Genomic DNA, 14,730 nt, shown 5'->3' with positions numbered 1-14,730 from the left:
TTGCCTCACCGGCTGGCTCACTGGGTGACCACTTGGCCGCCGGTGACGTCCTTGAGGTTCGAGTCGTACTGGCTCGCCGCCTTGTCGACCGACGCGTCACCGGTGGTCACGCTCTCCATGGCCTCCTGGATGGCGGTGGAGACCTTCGGGTACGCCGTGTAGGCGGGCCGGTAGTGCGTGCTGGCGACGAGATCGGTGAAGAACTTGATGCCGGGCTGGGCGGACGTGTACGAGGGGTCGCTCGCGACGTCCTTGCGCACCGCGATCCCCGAGTTGGCGATGTACCACTTCTGGGCGTTCGCCTTGGTCTGCATGGTCTTGATGAAGTCGAAGGCGAGGTCGGGGTTGCCGGCCTTGGCGGGGACGGCCCAGGTCCAGCCGCCGGACATGCTCACCTTGCCCGGGGCCTGCCCGTGCTGGGTGGGCATGTAGGCGAGCCCGAGTTCCTTCGACCAGTCGGGCCACTCGTGCCCGCTGCCCTGGAGCCAGTTCTGGGGCAGCCAGGACCCGTCGAGGTTGATGCCCAGCTTGCCCTGGGGCATGAGCTCACCCCAGACGGTGTTCCGGTAGTTGGGGTCGAGGGCGTCGGACACGTCCGGCCCGAGCTTGTCCTTGTACACGGTCTCGACGAACGACAGCGCGTCCTTGAACCCCTGGCTCCCGGCGATCCACTTCTTGCTCGTCTTGTCGTAGAGCGGGTCGCCGGTGCCGTCGCCGGTGCCGTACAGCAGCATCTCGAAGCCCTGCATGGTCGCCGTCTCGCCGGCGGGCTTGCCGGTGTAGACGTTGAGGGGCGTGACGCCGGGGACCTTCTGCTTGATCGTCCGGGCGGCGGCGAGCACGTCGTCCCAGTTCTTCGGCTGCCAGTCGGTGGGCAGCCCGGCCTTCTCGAACACCCGCTTGTCGAACCAGAGCCCGCGGGTGTCGGTGCCGTCCGGCACGCCGTACGTCTTCCCGTCCTCGCCTCTGGCCGCCGACTTCGCGGTGTCGAGGAACTGCCCCCAGTCCTTCCACCGGGCGAGATAGGAGTCGAGGGGCTTGAGATACCCGCTGGTGATGTCCGAGTTGATGAGGAAGGTGTCCTCGTAGACGAGGTCGGGGGCGGTGCGCGGCGACCTCAGCATCTGCTGGAGCTTGGTGTAGTAGTCCGCGTCCGAGGCCTTGATGGGGACGAGTTCGACCTTCTTCCCCGGGTACTCCTTCTCGAACTGCTTCTTGATGTCCGCGAGATAGGTGTCCGTCACCTTGACGGAGTTGTCCATCGACTGCTTGAAGGAGACCTTCACGGTGTCCGGACTGCTTCCGGATCCGCCGCCGCACGCGGTGAGCGATGCGGCGGCGGTGACGACGGCGAGGGCAACGATGCTGACGGCGGTGGGGCGCACGGGCACGACCTCCTCGGCGGCCACTGCGCTGTGGCCTGGGGGTTCGTCTCTCTTGCCGTGTGAAGGTAAGTGGAGTGGTCTAGTCAGGTCAATGTCCGTGCAGAGGCCGATATCCGGGTGCGATCCACGGTCGGCCGTGACAGGCTCCCCGTATGTCGATCGTTGACGTGTCCCCGGGGGTGTCCCTCGCGTACGAGAGCTTCGGGGACCCCGGAGATCCCGCCGTGCTGCTCGTGATGGGTTTCGGGGCGCAGATGATCGCCTGGCACGAGGACTTCTGCCGGGCGCTGGCGGAGCGCGGCCGTTACGTGATCCGGTACGACAACCGTGACTGCGGGCTGTCCACCAGGTTCGACGACCACCCCGTCGACATGGGCGAGTTCATTGCCGCCGTGAGCTCCGGTGACCTCGCGGCCGCCCTCGCGATGGTCCCCTACCGGCTCTCCGACATGGCCGGCGACGGCCTCGGCCTGCTCACCGCTCTCGGTGTCGAACGAGCCCACGTGGTGGGCGCTTCGATGGGGGGAATGATCGCCCAGACGATGGCGCTCTCCGCCCCGGACCGCGTACTGACCCTGACGTCGATGATGTCCTCGACCGGCGAGAACGAGTACGGCCGGTCCAGCCCGGAGGCCCAGGCGGTGCTGTTCGGCCCGAAGCCCGCGGACCGTGAGGGGTACGTCGCGGCGGCGGAGAGGGAACTGGTCTGGGCGTCCGGGCGATACGGCGACGCCGCGGCGCTGCGCGAACTGGCGGCCGCCAGCTACGACCGCGCCCACTACCCGGCCGGGATCGGCCGACAGCTCGGCGCGATGATCCTCAGCGGGTCACGCGCGGACGCACTCCGCGAACTGGCGGTGCCCACGCTGGTGATCCACGGCCTGGACGACACGCTGATCGACCCGAGCGGCGGGAAACGCACCGCGGACCTGGTACCCGGCGCCCGGCTCCTGCTGATCCCCGACATGGGCCACGACCGCCCACGCGAACTGTGGCCCACACTCATCGACGCCCTGGTGGACCACACCGGCTGAGCGGACGCGGCCACGGCAGCCCGCCGGTCCTCAGACACGCCCCCGCCCCCACCGATAGACCAACTCCGGCCTCCCCACCTGCCCGTACAGCGGGCTGCGGCCGGCCCGCCCCGCCTCCACCAAGTGCTCCAGATACCGGCGGGCCGTGATGCGTGAGATCCCCACGCTCTCCGCGAGTGCGGCCGCGGTCAGTCCCTCTGCCGACTCGCGCAGCGCGACGGTCACCCGCTCCAGGGTCGGCGCGCTCAACCCCTTGGGGAGCGCCGCCGGCGTAGGTGCCCGCAGCGTCGCCAGGGCCCGGTCCACCTCGTCCTGGCCGCTGGCCTCGCCCGCCGCTCCCCGGAACTCCGCGTAGCGCGTGAGCCGGTCCCGGAGGGTCGCGAAGGTGAACGGCTTCAGGACGTACTGGACGACGCCCAGCGAGACGCCCTCCCGGACCACCGCCAGGTCGCGTGCCGACGTCACCGCTATGACGTCCGCCTGGTGCCCGGCCGCCCGCAGCGAGCGCGCGAACTGCAGGCCGTGCACGTCCGGCAGGTGCAGGTCGAGGAGGAGCAGGTCCACGGGTGTGCGGTCCAGGATCCGCCGCGCCTGTGCCCCCGTGTGCGCCTTCCCGACCGCCACGAATCCCGGCACCCGGCCCACGTACATGACGTGCGCGTCGGCGGCCACCGGGTCGTCCTCGACGACCAGGACCCTGATCGGTTCGGCGGTCATCGCGTCTCGCCCCCCGCCGGCGACGCCCACAGCGGCAGCCGCACCTCGAACACCGCTCCGCCCTCCGGCGCCTCCGTCACCGTCAGGGTGCCGTCCAGCCGTACGACCGCCTGCCGTACCAGGGCCAGCCCCAGCCCCCGGCCGCCGGGGCCCGCCGGCTTCGTCGAGAAGCCGCGCTGGAAGACCAGCTCGGCGTGGCCGGGGTCGACCCCCGCGCCCGTGTCCGTCACCCGCATCACCAACTCGGCGTCCTCCGCGTACGCGGTCACCGTCACGCGGGCCCGTACCGTCCCCTGGGCCGCGTCCACCGCGTTGTCGATCAGGTTGCCGAGGATGGTGACCAGATCGCGTGCCGACAGGCTCTCCGGTAGCAAACCGTCATCCAGCCGGCTCTCGTCCGAGACCACCAGCTCCACGCCCCGCTCGTTCGCCTGCGCGGTCTTGCCCAGCAGGAGAGCGGCGAGGACAGGTTCGCCGACGGCGGCCACCACCTGGTCGGTCAGCGCCTGCGCCAGCTCCAGCTCCGCCGTCGCGAAGTCCACGGCCTCCTCCGCCCGGCCGAGTTCGATGAGCGAGACCACCGTGTGCAGGCGGTTCGCCGCCTCGTGCGCCTGCGAGCGCAACGCCTGCGTGAAGCCGCGCTCGGAATCCAACTCGCCCATCAGGGACTGGAGTTCGGTGACATCCCGGAGGGTGGCCACCGTGCCGCGCCGCTCACCGCCGGAGACCGGCGACGTGTTCACCACCAGGACCCGGTCCGCCGTCAGGTGCACCTCGTCCACCCGGGGCTCGGAAGCCAGCAACGCGCCGGTCAGCGGGGCCGGCAGGCCCAGTTCGGCCACCGATCGCCCGACCACGTCCTGCTCGGCGCCCACCCCCAGCAGCTCCCGGCCCCCGTCGTTGATCAGCGCCACCCGGTACTGGCCGTCCAGCATCAGCAGACCCTCGCGCACCGCGTGCAGCGCCGCCTGGTGGTAGTCGTGCATGTGGCTCAGTTCCGCGGCGTTCATGCCGTGGGTGTGGCGGCGCAGCCGGGCGTTGATGACGTACGTGCCCAGCGCGCCCAGCAGCAGCGCGCTCGCCGCCACCCCGAGCAGCGCCGTCACCTGCTCCTGGACCCGCTGGCTGATCGCCTCCACCTTGATGCCGGCGCTGACCAGGCCGATCACCCGGCCCTTCTCCGTGACCGGGGTCACCGTGCGCACCGAGGCCCCGAGGGTGCCCTTGTAGGTCTCGCTGTAGGTGTGGCCCCGCTGGGCCGCCTCGATGTGGCCGAGATAGTGCTTGCCGATCTGGCTCTGGTCCGGGTGGGTCCAGCGGATGCCGTCCGGGGTCATGATCGTGACGAAGTCGACGCCGGTGTCCCGCATCACCTGAAGGGCGTACGGCTGGAGCTCGGCGGTGGGGTCCGCGGTGTGGATCGCCGCGCGGACGGAGGGGGCGTCGGCGATCGACCGGGCCACCGCCGTCGCCTGCCGGGTCGCCGCCTCCTCCGCCTGGTGGCGGTCGCTGACGTACGTGAACAGCGCGTACCCGGCGACCACGACCGCTATCAGCACGGCCTGCATGGCGAGGAGCTGGCCGGCCAGGCTGCGGGGGCGGGGGACGGACGGAAAACGCATGTCAGCAGTGTGCCTTCCGGTCCGGGCATGAACTCAATGAACGGAAGGGTGACCACCCTCACAGGCCGGGAGATAGTCACGGCATCCCCCACATAGCCCGGACGTGAGCCGCACGCCGGTGGTACCGACGAAGACGTCAAGGAGGGCAGCCGTGGCCGCAGCCAGCACCCCCGATACGGCACCTGCCGCACCCGCTGTGAAGCGGGACCGCACCCATTACCTGTACATCGCCGTGATCGCGGCGGTGGCCCTCGGCATCGTCGTGGGGCTCGTCTGGCCCGACGCGGGAGTCGAGCTGAAGCCGCTCGGGACCGGCTTCGTCAATCTGATCAAGATGATGATCTCGCCGATCATCTTCTGCACGATCGTGCTCGGGATCGGGTCCGTACGGAAGGCCGCCAAGGTCGGTGCCGTCGGTGGCATCGCGCTCGGGTACTTCCTGGTGATGTCGCTGGTCGCGCTCACCATCGGCCTCGTCGTCGGCAACATCCTGCACCCCGGTGACGGACTGCACATCACCAACGCCCTCAAGGCCACCGGGCACGCCCAGGTGGACTCCGAGGCGCTCGGCGGTGTCGACTTCGTCCTCTCGATCATCCCGACCACGTTCGTCTCCGCCTTCACCGAGGGCCAGGTGCTGCAGACGCTGCTGATCGCGCTGCTCGCCGGGTTCGCGCTGCAGGCCATGGGGTCGGCCGGGCAGCCGGTGCTGCGCGGTGTCGAGCACATCCAGCGGCTCGTCTTCCGCATCCTCGGCATGATCATGTGGGCGGCGCCGATCGGTGCGTTCGGTGCCATCGCGGCCGTCGTCGGGTCCGCCGGCATCGACGCGCTCAAGAGCCTCGCCGTGCTGATGCTCGGCTTCTACGTCACCTGTGTGCTCTTCGTCTTCGTCGTGCTGGGCACGGTGCTGCGGGTCGTCTCCGGGCTCAACATCTTCCTGCTGTTCAAGTACCTCGCCCGCGAGTTCCTGCTGATCCTCTCCACCTCGTCCTCCGAGTCCGCGCTGCCGCGGCTCATCGCGAAGATGGAGCACCTGGGGGTGAGCAAGCCGGTCGTCGGCATCACCGTCCCGACCGGGTACTCCTTCAACCTCGACGGCACCATGATCTACATGACCATGGCGTCGCTGTACATCGCGGACGCCCTCGGTACGCCGATGTCGGTCGGCGAGCAGATCCCGCTGCTGCTCTTCCTGCTGCTGGCCTCCAAGGGCGCGGCGGGCGTCAGCGGCGCCGGTCTCGCCACGCTGGCCGGCGGTCTGCAGTCGCACAAGCCCGCTCTGGTGGACGGCGTCGGTCTGATCGTCGGCATCGACCGGTTCATGAGCGAGGCCCGGGCGCTGACCAACTTCGCGGGCAACGCGGTCGCGACCGTCCTGATCGGCACGTGGACGAAGGAGATCGACAAGGGGCGGGTGCGGCAGGTGCTCGCGGGTGAGCTGCCGTTCGACGAGAAGACGCTGCTGGACGAGGGGGAGCCGGTGGTTTCGCCGGACCTTCCCGAGCAGCGGGAGGAGTTGGCGAAGGCGTAGCGCGCCGTCGCCGTCGGCTGCGGGCCGGTGGGGGCCGGCCGCGCGGTTCCTCCCCAGCCTTCGGCCGGGGGTACCCCCAGCGCCCCTCATGGGGCGCCACGCAAGCCGCCGGGCGTCCGGCTCGGCCTGAACCCGGGCCGGCCGTCCGGTCACCGCTCTCCGGGCGGCTGGGAACTCCCCCCGTTGTCCGGCCGCCCGGTCCACCCCTCGGCCCCGCCCGTCGGACGTATCCACTAACGTGCCGTTCCTGTCCAACGGGAACGGCACGTCGACATATGGAGGCACGGGGGATGGCGATCGACTGGGACCGCCGGCACTGCGCGCGCAAGGGGCATGTGACCTATGCCCCGGACGACCCGCGGCTGCGGGTGCGGCTGCACGCGCAGACCGCGGTGGGGGAGACCTGGCGGTGTCTGCGCTGCGGCGACTTCGTGCTCGGCGAGCCGCACGGCTCCGGGCCCGCCGCGGACGCTCCGCTGGTCCCGCGCGGGAAGGTGCTGCGGGACCTGTTCATCCTGAGGTTCCTCGCGATCGAGCGGGCCGTGCGCGGGGTGTTCATCGTGCTGGTCGCGGTCGCGGTGTGGAAGTTCAGCAACAGCCAGGACGCGGTGCGCAGGCTCTTCAACGAGTACCTGGACGCCTTCCGGCCGGTGTTCAAGCACTTCCACTACGACCTCGACCACTCGCCGGTCGTCGGCTCCATCCAGAAGGCCTTCGGCTACAAGCACTCCACGCTGCTGCTGGTGGCCGGACTGCTGCTGGCATACGCGCTGATCGAACTCGTCGAGGCGGTCGGCCTCTGGTACGCCAAGCGGTGGGCGGAGTACCTGACGGTCGTCGCCACCGCCGCCTTCCTGCCGCTGGAGATCTGGGAACTCACGGAGAAGGTCAGCTATCTGAAGATCGCGACCCTCGTGCTGAACGTCCTCGCGGTGCTCTACATCGCCCTCGCCAAGCGGCTGTTCGGGCTGCGCGGCGGGCGCCGGGCCTTCGACGAGGAGCGCCAGAGCGCCTCGCTCCTCGAGGTCGAGGAGTCCGCGGGGGTCCAGCCGAGCTTGTCTTGACGTCGGCGTCAGGTCGTACGGTCGTAGGCATGCGCATCGGCGAGCTGGCCGCACGGGCCGGGACCACCACACGTGCCCTGCGGTACTACGAGGCGCGCGGGCTGCTGCCCGCGCGGCGGGCCGACAACGGGCATCGGACGTACGACGAGAGCGACCTGAGGCTGCTCACGCAGATCCGGACGCTGCAGGACTTCGGGTTCGAGCTGGAGGAGACCCGACCGTTCGTGGAGTGCCTGCGGGCCGGGCACCCGGAGGGCGACACCTGTCCGGCGTCGCTCGCGGTCTACCGGCGCAAGCTGGCGGAGCTGGACTCGCTGATCGGCGAGTTGCAGGCCGTGCGGGCGCAGATAGATGCGCGACTGGAGCGGGCCATGGGGGTCCCCCCGCTCGAGCGAAGCCGAGAGTGCGGGAGGGCCCGCGACGACCTGGCCGTCGAGGCGCTGGCTCCGGGGGGCCCGGAGCCGGTCTGCGAACTGGGAGGGACCGGGCGATGATCAAGGCGGCTGGTGTGGCCGAAGTGACCGACGCGGACTTCGCGGCGGAGGTGATCGGGGCGGAGCTGCCGGTGCTGGTGGAGTTCACCGCCGACTGGTGCCCGCCGTGCCGGCAGATGGGCCCGGTGCTGGCGGCCCTCGCGGCGGAGGAGGGCGAGCGGCTGAAGGTGGTGCAGCTGGACGTGGACACCAGTCCGGAGACGACGAACGCGTACAGGGTGCTGTCGATGCCGACGTTCATGGTGTTCCGGGGCGGCGAGCCGGTGCGGTCGATGGTGGGCGCCCGGCCCAAGCGGCGGCTCCGCGAGGAACTGGCCGACGCGTTGCCCGACGTGCTGGGCTGAACCGACCGGTAATACGAAGAATCCCCCGGACAATTGCGTCCGGGGGATTTCTTTGCGTATATTCAAGAGTTCGCGACTTCGGATCGAGGTGATGTCGATGAAGTCGCGGAGAAGTTCAGTGGGCACAGTATATCCGGGCGGGAGTGGAATTGTCAAACACCGAATTTCCGGACGATGAATTGCGCCATGAGCAGGAATTCATCGACGGACTCTACGCGCGGGTGGACGCCCTGCGCGGCGACACCGAGGACTCGGTCGCGGACGCCCTCGCCCTCGGGGACAAGCCGATGCAGGCCCGCCTGGAACGGGACATCCTGGTCGCCGAGCGCTCCGGGCTGCTCGCCGCGCTGAACGCCGTCGACGGCTCGCTGTGCTTCGGACGCATCGACCTGACCTCCGGCACGAAGCACCACATCGGGCGGATCGGGCTGCGCCTGGACGACGCCGAGCGCACCCCGGTCCTCGTCGACTGGCGTGCCGAGGTCGCCCGCCCCTTCTACCTGGCCACCGGCCACACCCCGATGGGCCTGCGCCGCCGCCGGCACATCGCCACCGACGGCCGCCGGGTGGCCGCCCTGCACGACGAGATCCTCGATCTCGGCGACCGCGAGCGCACCGGCCACGAGGACCCGTCCGGCGACGCGGTGCTGCTCGCCGCGCTCGACTCGGCCCGCACCGGCCGGATGACCGACATCGTGCAGACCATCCAGGCCGAGCAGGACGAGATCATCCGGGCGCCGCACCGCGGGGTCCTGGTCGTCGAGGGCGGGCCGGGCACCGGGAAGACCGCGGTCGCCCTGCACCGGGCCGCCTTCCTCCTCTACGAGTACCGGGAACTGCTCGCCAAGCGCGCGGTCCTGATCGTCGGCCCCAACCCCGCCTTCCTCGGCTACATCGGCGAGGTGCTGCCCTCGCTGGGCGAGACCGGTGTGCTGCTGGCGACCGTCGGCGAGCTGTTCCCCGGCGTGCGGGCGACGGCCTCCGACACCCCCGAGGCGGCCGCCGTGAAGGGCCGCGCCGACATGGCCGACGTGCTGGCGGCGGCCGTACGCGACCGGCAGGCGCTGCCCGACCCGGTCCTCACCGTCGAGCACGACCGCGAGGTGCTGATGCTCGACGACGGCCTGGTCAACATGGCCCGCGAACGCACCCGCGCCGCCCGGCTCCCGCACAACGTGGCCCGCGAGCACTTCGAGGGCCACATCCTCAACACCCTCACCGACCTCTACGCCGAACGCGTGGGCACCGACCCCTTCGACGGCAGCAGCCTGCTCGACCCCTCCGACGTCACCCAGATCCGCGACGAACTCGCCGAGAACCCCGAGGTCTGGTCCGCCATCGACCAGCTGTGGCCCCGGCTGACCCCGCAGCGCCTGGTCGCCGACCTCCTCGCCGCCCCCGAGGGATACCTCGGCGCCGAGGACGCGGCCGCGGTCCGCCGCCCGGTGACCCGGACCTGGACGGTCTCGGACGTGCCGCTGCTCGACGAGGCGGCCGAACTCCTCGGCGTGGACGAGCGGGTCGCGCGGGCCCGCGCCGAACGCGAGCGCGAGACCCAGATCGCCTACGCCCAGGGCGTCCTGGACGTCTCCTACGCCTCCCGGACCTTCGAGTTCGACGACAAGGAGGACAGCGACCCCGAGGCGTCCGAGGTGCTGTCCGCGCACGACATCATCGATGCCGAGCGGTTCGCCGAGCGCCAGGAGGAGGAGGACTTCCGCAGCGCCGCCGAGCGGGCGGCCGCAGACCGCACCTGGGCGTTCGGCCACATCATCGTGGACGAGGCGCAGGAGCTCTCCCCGATGGCCTGGCGGCTGCTGATGCGGCGCAGCCCGACCCGCTCCATGACCCTGGTCGGCGACCCGGCCCAGACCGCGGAGGCGGCCGGCGTCGGCTCCTGGGCGGACATCCTCCAGCCGTACGTGCAGGACCGCTGGGAGCACACCCGCCTCGGCGTCAACTACCGCACCCCGTCCGAGATCATGGACCTCGCGGCGGCCGTGGTCCGCGCCGAACACCCGGACTTCGAGCCCCCGAGCTCGGTCCGCTCGACGGGCGTACGGCCGTGGATCCGGCAGGCGTACGACGACCTCCCCGGCGCCGTCGGCAAGGCGGTCGCCGAACTCACCCCCACCGAGGGCCGGCTGGCCGTGATCGCCCCCCGCGACCTGCACCGTGCTCTCGCCGCCCGCCTGGACGGCGTCACGGCCGGCGCCGAACCCGACCTGACGCGGACCGTCGTCCTGCTCGACCCGCGCCAGGCCAAGGGCCTCGAATTCGACTCCGTCCTCGTGGTCGAACCCGACCGTTACGGCACCAGTGACCTGTACGTGGCCCTGACCCGGGCCACCCAGCGACTGGGCGTGCTGTACACCGGCGGCCTGCCGGACGGGCTCAGGCAGGCCGCAGCCACACCGTAGCCAGGGGCGGGAGGGTCAGCCGGATGCTCGCGGGGCGGCCGTGGCTGCCCTGGGGCTCCGGTTTGACCGGGTCGGGGTTGGTGACGTCGCTGCCGCCGTAGCGGGCCAGGTCGGTGTTGAGGGCCTCGTGCCAGGCGGGGATGTCGTCCGGGACGCCCAGGCGGTAGTCGCGGACCACGGGGGAGAGGTTCGAGACGGCGAGCAGCGGGGTGCCCTCGGCGTCCAGGCGGAGGAACGCGAAGACGTTGTCCTCCGCCGCGTCACCCACGATCCACTGGAAGCCGTCGGGTGCGGTGTCCCGCTCCCAGAGCGCCGGGGTCGCCCGGTACACCCCGTTGAGGTCGCGGACCAGGTCCCGCACGCCCCGGTGGTCGGCCGCCGCCCCGTACTCGGGGTCGAGCAGCCACCAGTCCGGGCCGTGCGCCTCCGACCACTCCGCGCCCTGAGCGAACTCCTGCCCCATGAAGAGCAGCTGCTTGCCCGGGTGGGCCCACATGAAGGCCAGGTAGGCGCGGTCGTCGGCACGCTGCTGCCACCAGTCGCCGGGCATCTTCGAGACCAGCGAGCGCTTGCCGTGCACCACCTCGTCGTGGGAGATGGGCAGGACGTAGTTCTCGCTGTACGCGTACACCATCGAGAAGGTCATCTCGTGGTGGTGGTACCTGCGGTGCACCGGCTCGTGGGACATGTACTCCAGCGAGTCGTGCATCCAGCCCATGTTCCACTTCAGGCCGAAGCCGAGACCGCCGCCGTCGGTGGGGCGGGTCACGCCCTCCCAGGCCGTCGACTCCTCGGCGATGGTGACGACGCCCGGGGACCGGCGGTAGACGGTGGCGTTCATCTCCTGGAGGAACGCCACCGCGTCCAGGTTCTCCCGGCCGCCGTGCTCGTTCGGCGTCCACTGTCCCGGCTCGCGCGAGTAGTCGAGGTAGAGCATCGAGGCCACCGCATCGACGCGCAGCCCGTCGATGTGGAACTCCTCGCACCAGTACACGGCGTTCGCCACCAGGAAGTTGCGCACCTCGCGGCGGCCGAAGTCGAACTCCAGGGTGCCCCAGTCGGGGTGCGCGGCCCGCAGCGGGTCCGCGTGCTCGTACAGCGGGCGCCCGTCGAACTCCGCCAGCGCCCAGTCGTCCCGCGGGAAGTGCGCCGGCACCCAGTCCATCAGCACCCCGATGCCGGCCCGGTGCAGCGCGTCGACCAGGAACCTGAAGTCGTCGGGGGTGCCGAGCCGGGCCGTCGGTGCGTAGAAGCCGGTGACCTGGTAGCCCCAGGAGCCGCCGAAGGGGTGCTCGGCGACCGGCATCAGCTCCACGTGCGTGAAGCCCAGGTCGCTGACGTAGGCGGGCAGTTGCGCCGCCAGCTCGCGGTAGGTCAGGCCGGGGCGCCAGGACGGCAGGTGCACCTCGTAGACCGAGAACGGCGCCTCGTGGACGGGGGTGTCGCCGCGGTGCGCCATCCACTCCGCGTCGTCCCACTCGTGCCGGGACGCCGTCACGATCGACGACGTGTGCGGGGGCACCTCGGTGCGCCGGGCCATCGGGTCAGCCCGCAGCGTCCGGGAGCCGTCCGGGCGGGTTATCTCGAACTTGTACAGCTCGCCCTCGCCGATGCCCGGCAGGAACAACTCCCAGATCCCCGAGGACCCGAGCGAGCGCATCGGCGCCCCGGTGCCGTCCCAGAAGTTGAAACCGCCGGCCACCCGCACGCCCCGCGCGTTCGGTGCCCACACCGTGAACCGGGTGCCCGGCACGCCCTGGTGCGTGGTCGGATGCGCGCCGAGCGCCTCCCACAGCCGCTCGTGCCGGCCCTCGCCGATCAGGTGCAGGTCCAGGTCGCCCAGGGTGGGCAGGAAGCGGTAGGCGTCCTCCGTCTCCTGCACCGTCCCGTCGTACTCCACCAGCAGCCGGTAGACCGGCACCTCGGGGAGGGGGAGCAGGGCGGAGAAGAAGCCGTCGCCGTCGTCGTGCAGTTCGGCCCGCAGATCCCGGCCCGCGACGGCCGTCACGGCGCGGGCGTACGGGCGGAACGCGCGGACGGCGATCCCGCCCGGGACCGGATGTGCGCCCAGCACCGAGTGCGGGTCGTGGTGGGTGCCGTGCAGCAGCCGCTCACGGTCGCCGGCGGCTACGGACACGGGGGTGTTGGAGGTCACGGACGCGTCTCCCGGGGATCAGGTCGGGTCGGGGGTGGCCAGGCGGTGCACGGCCGACAACGGGACGGGAAGCCAGTCGGGGCGGTGCCGGGCCTCGTAGACGACCTCGTAGACGGCCTTGTCGGTCTCGTAGGCCCGCAGCAGGACGGGGTCGGTGCGCGGGTCGGCGCCGGTGATCTCGGCGTAGCCGGCACAGTAGGCCGCCCGGCACCCGCGAGCCCAGTCGGGCGCCGCCGGGGTGACCGAGTGGGCCGCGTAGTCGAAGGAGCGCAGCATCCCCGCGATGTCCCGCACCGGCGGCTGCGGCATCCGGCGCTCGGCCAGCGGGCGGGCCGGCTCCCCCTCGAAGTCGATCAGCGACCACGCACCGGACGGCGAGCGCAGGCACTGCCCCAGGTGCAGGTCGCCGTGGACGCGCTGGGCGGTCCAGGTGCGGCCCTCGGCGGCCAGTTCGGCCAGCGCGGTGTAGGCGGACCGCAGCCCGTCCTCGTACGGCCGCAGCGCCGGTACCGCCTGCACGGCCGCAGCCAGCCGCTCGGTCATGCCCGCGACCTGCGACTCGAGCTGGATGTGCCCGACGGTGGCGGTCGGCAGCGCCCGGGCCAGCGCCGTGTGCACCTCGGCGGTGGCCCGCCCCAGCGCCCGCGCCTCGGCCGTGAAGTCCTCGCCCTTGGCGAGCTCGCGCAGCGCCAGCTCCCAGCCGTCGGTGGCGCCCCGCACGAAGGGCTGCAGGACCGCCAGGACGTACGGCTCGTCGGGCTCGCCGTGTTCGCCGGGCAGCTCCGCCCGCAGCCAGGCCGTCGGGGCGGGCACCCGGGCGCAGCCCTCCCGGGCCAGGGCCAGGGGTATCTCCAGGTCGGGGTTGACACCGGGCACGACCCGGCGCAGCAACTTCAGGATGAACGTATCTCCGTAGACGACCGAGGAGTTGGACTGCTCGGCGGTCAGGAGCCGGGCCACCAGCCCGTCGCGTATCTCCTGGCCCGGTTCGCGCTCGAAGCGCAGGTCGCCGATGCGGGCCCGGGTGCGCAGGGCCTCCAGCAGGACCTCGGCGGGCCGTGGGTCGTACAGCGCGTCGTAGACCGTGTGCCCGGCCAGCGGGCCGTCGGTCAGGTGCCCGATCAGCGCGGGCGCCAGCCGGGGCGGCAGCGCCTCGCGCACGCCTACGAGCAGCTGGTAGCAGTCGCCGGCCCCGGCGGGGGCGGGCGGCTGGTGGGCGCGGACCAGCAGGTGGTGCAGGCCCAGCCGGCCGTCCGAGGGCAGGAGTTCGGTCTCGGCCACCGCGGAGAAGCCGGTGACCGGCGCTCCCTTGCCGGCGAACCAGCGCTGCCGGGGCAGCCACTCGCGCAGCAGGGGGTCGAGCGAGGCGAGGAGAGCGGGAGTGGAGGGGCTGACCGTTTCCGCCATGGCGGTACGTCCTTTCCCCGGTCGTCGGGGGCGTTAGTGATGCGTGCCCCGGGCGGGCCGGAGGAAACCAACCGCCACCGCCCGGGGTGGACTGTGCCAAGCGCTCCGCTGGGCGCGCTGTTCTTCGGCTGCGGGCCGGTGGGGGCCGGTCGCGCAGTTCCTCCCCCCAGCCTTCGGCCGGGGGGACCCCAGCGCCCCTTACGGGGCGCCGCCTAGGCCGGCTCCGCCCGCAGCCGGAACCAGTAGAAGCCGTGCCCCGCCAGGGTGAGCAGGTACGGCAGTTCGCCGATGGCGGGGAACCGCACCCCGCCGATCAGCTCGACGGGGTGCCGGCCGTCGTAGGCCCGTAGATCGAGCTCGGTGGGCTGGGCGAAGCGGGAGAAGTTGTGCACGCACAGGACCAGGTCGTCCTCGTACTCGCGCAGGAACGCGATCACCGCGGGGTTGGAGGACTGCAGCTCGGTGTAGGACCCCAGTCCGAAGGCAGGATTCTGCTTGCGGATCTCGATCATGCGGCGGGTCCAGTGCAGCAGGGAGGACGGTGAGGACATGGA

General features: G+C 71.5%; 12 protein-coding genes. 6 read left to right on the top strand and 6 right to left on the bottom strand.

Features of this window, described 5'->3' with window-relative positions; genetic code table 11:
- Window positions 1-17: 17 nt before the first annotated feature.
- The gene (locus tag AB0472_RS22720) at window positions 18-1,385 is read right to left on the bottom strand and encodes an extracellular solute-binding protein (RefSeq protein WP_366358359.1); all 1,368 of its coding nucleotides are present in this window, start codon (window positions 1,383-1,385) and stop codon (window positions 18-20) included.
- Between the two features lie 152 nt (window positions 1,386-1,537).
- On the opposite strand from AB0472_RS22720, the gene AB0472_RS22715 reads away from it, so the two are divergent.
- Window positions 1,538-2,419: an alpha/beta hydrolase gene (locus AB0472_RS22715; RefSeq protein ID WP_366358358.1), complete on the top strand. Its 882-nt coding sequence runs from the start codon at window positions 1,538-1,540 to the stop codon at window positions 2,417-2,419.
- 30 nt (window positions 2,420-2,449) lie between these two features.
- Here AB0472_RS22715 and AB0472_RS22710 read toward each other — a convergent pair whose 3' ends face one another.
- The gene (locus AB0472_RS22710; protein WP_366358356.1) at window positions 2,450-3,136 is read right to left on the bottom strand and encodes a response regulator; all 687 of its coding nucleotides are present in this window, start codon (window positions 3,134-3,136) and stop codon (window positions 2,450-2,452) included.
- Window positions 3,133-4,758, bottom strand: a complete 1,626-nt coding sequence (locus AB0472_RS22705) for a sensor histidine kinase (protein WP_366358354.1) — start codon at window positions 4,756-4,758, stop codon at window positions 3,133-3,135. Before AB0472_RS22705 ends, AB0472_RS22710 begins: the two co-directional genes overlap by 4 nt.
- Window positions 4,759-4,909: 151 nt before the next feature.
- Between AB0472_RS22705 and AB0472_RS22700 the strand changes: the two genes are divergently transcribed.
- From AB0472_RS22700 to AB0472_RS22680, 5 genes are all read left to right on the top strand, one after another.
- Entirely contained in the window at window positions 4,910-6,292 is a 1,383-nt protein-coding gene (locus AB0472_RS22700) for a cation:dicarboxylase symporter family transporter (RefSeq protein ID WP_366358352.1), read from the top strand.
- A gap of 290 nt (window positions 6,293-6,582) precedes the next feature.
- Entirely contained in the window at window positions 6,583-7,356 is a 774-nt protein-coding gene (locus AB0472_RS22695; protein ID WP_366358351.1) for a DUF2127 domain-containing protein, read from the top strand.
- 29 nt (window positions 7,357-7,385) lie between these two features.
- Window positions 7,386-7,850 (top strand): MerR family transcriptional regulator, encoded by a 465-nt coding sequence (locus AB0472_RS22690; protein WP_366358350.1) that lies wholly within the window; start codon window positions 7,386-7,388, stop codon window positions 7,848-7,850.
- Window positions 7,847-8,194 carry a thioredoxin family protein gene (locus tag AB0472_RS22685; protein ID WP_366358349.1) on the top strand — a complete coding sequence of 116 codons (348 nt, stop codon included), beginning with the start codon at window positions 7,847-7,849 and terminating at the stop codon, window positions 8,192-8,194. Before AB0472_RS22690 ends, AB0472_RS22685 begins: the two co-directional genes overlap by 4 nt.
- Before the next feature lie 131 nt (window positions 8,195-8,325).
- Complete coding sequence (locus AB0472_RS22680; protein ID WP_366358673.1) at window positions 8,326-10,614, top strand: ATP-dependent DNA helicase; 2,289 nt, start codon at window positions 8,326-8,328, stop codon at window positions 10,612-10,614.
- On the opposite strand, the gene glgB is transcribed toward AB0472_RS22680, so the two are convergent.
- The 3 genes from glgB to AB0472_RS22665 all read right to left on the bottom strand — a co-directional run.
- Complete coding sequence (glgB, locus tag AB0472_RS22675) at window positions 10,589-12,769, bottom strand: 1,4-alpha-glucan branching enzyme (protein WP_366358347.1); 2,181 nt, start codon at window positions 12,767-12,769, stop codon at window positions 10,589-10,591. The genes AB0472_RS22680 and glgB overlap by 26 nt on opposite strands.
- Window positions 12,770-12,787: 18 nt before the next feature.
- On the bottom strand, window positions 12,788-14,176 hold the full coding sequence (locus tag AB0472_RS22670; RefSeq protein WP_366358345.1) for a maltokinase: 1,389 nt from the start codon (window positions 14,174-14,176) through the stop codon (window positions 12,788-12,790).
- 212 nt (window positions 14,177-14,388) lie between these two features.
- Window positions 14,389-14,730, bottom strand: a 342-nt coding sequence (locus tag AB0472_RS22665; RefSeq protein ID WP_366358343.1) for an alpha-glucosidase C-terminal domain-containing protein, incomplete at its 5' end; no start/stop codon positions are given.

It is taken from the genome of Streptomyces sp. NPDC086777 (assembly GCF_040702065.1).
In the GTDB taxonomy this organism is placed as follows: Bacteria; Actinomycetota; Actinomycetes; order Streptomycetales; family Streptomycetaceae; genus Streptomyces.
Note: the sequence above shows the minus strand (reverse complement) of the source record. Positions and strands in the feature narration are given on the sequence as shown.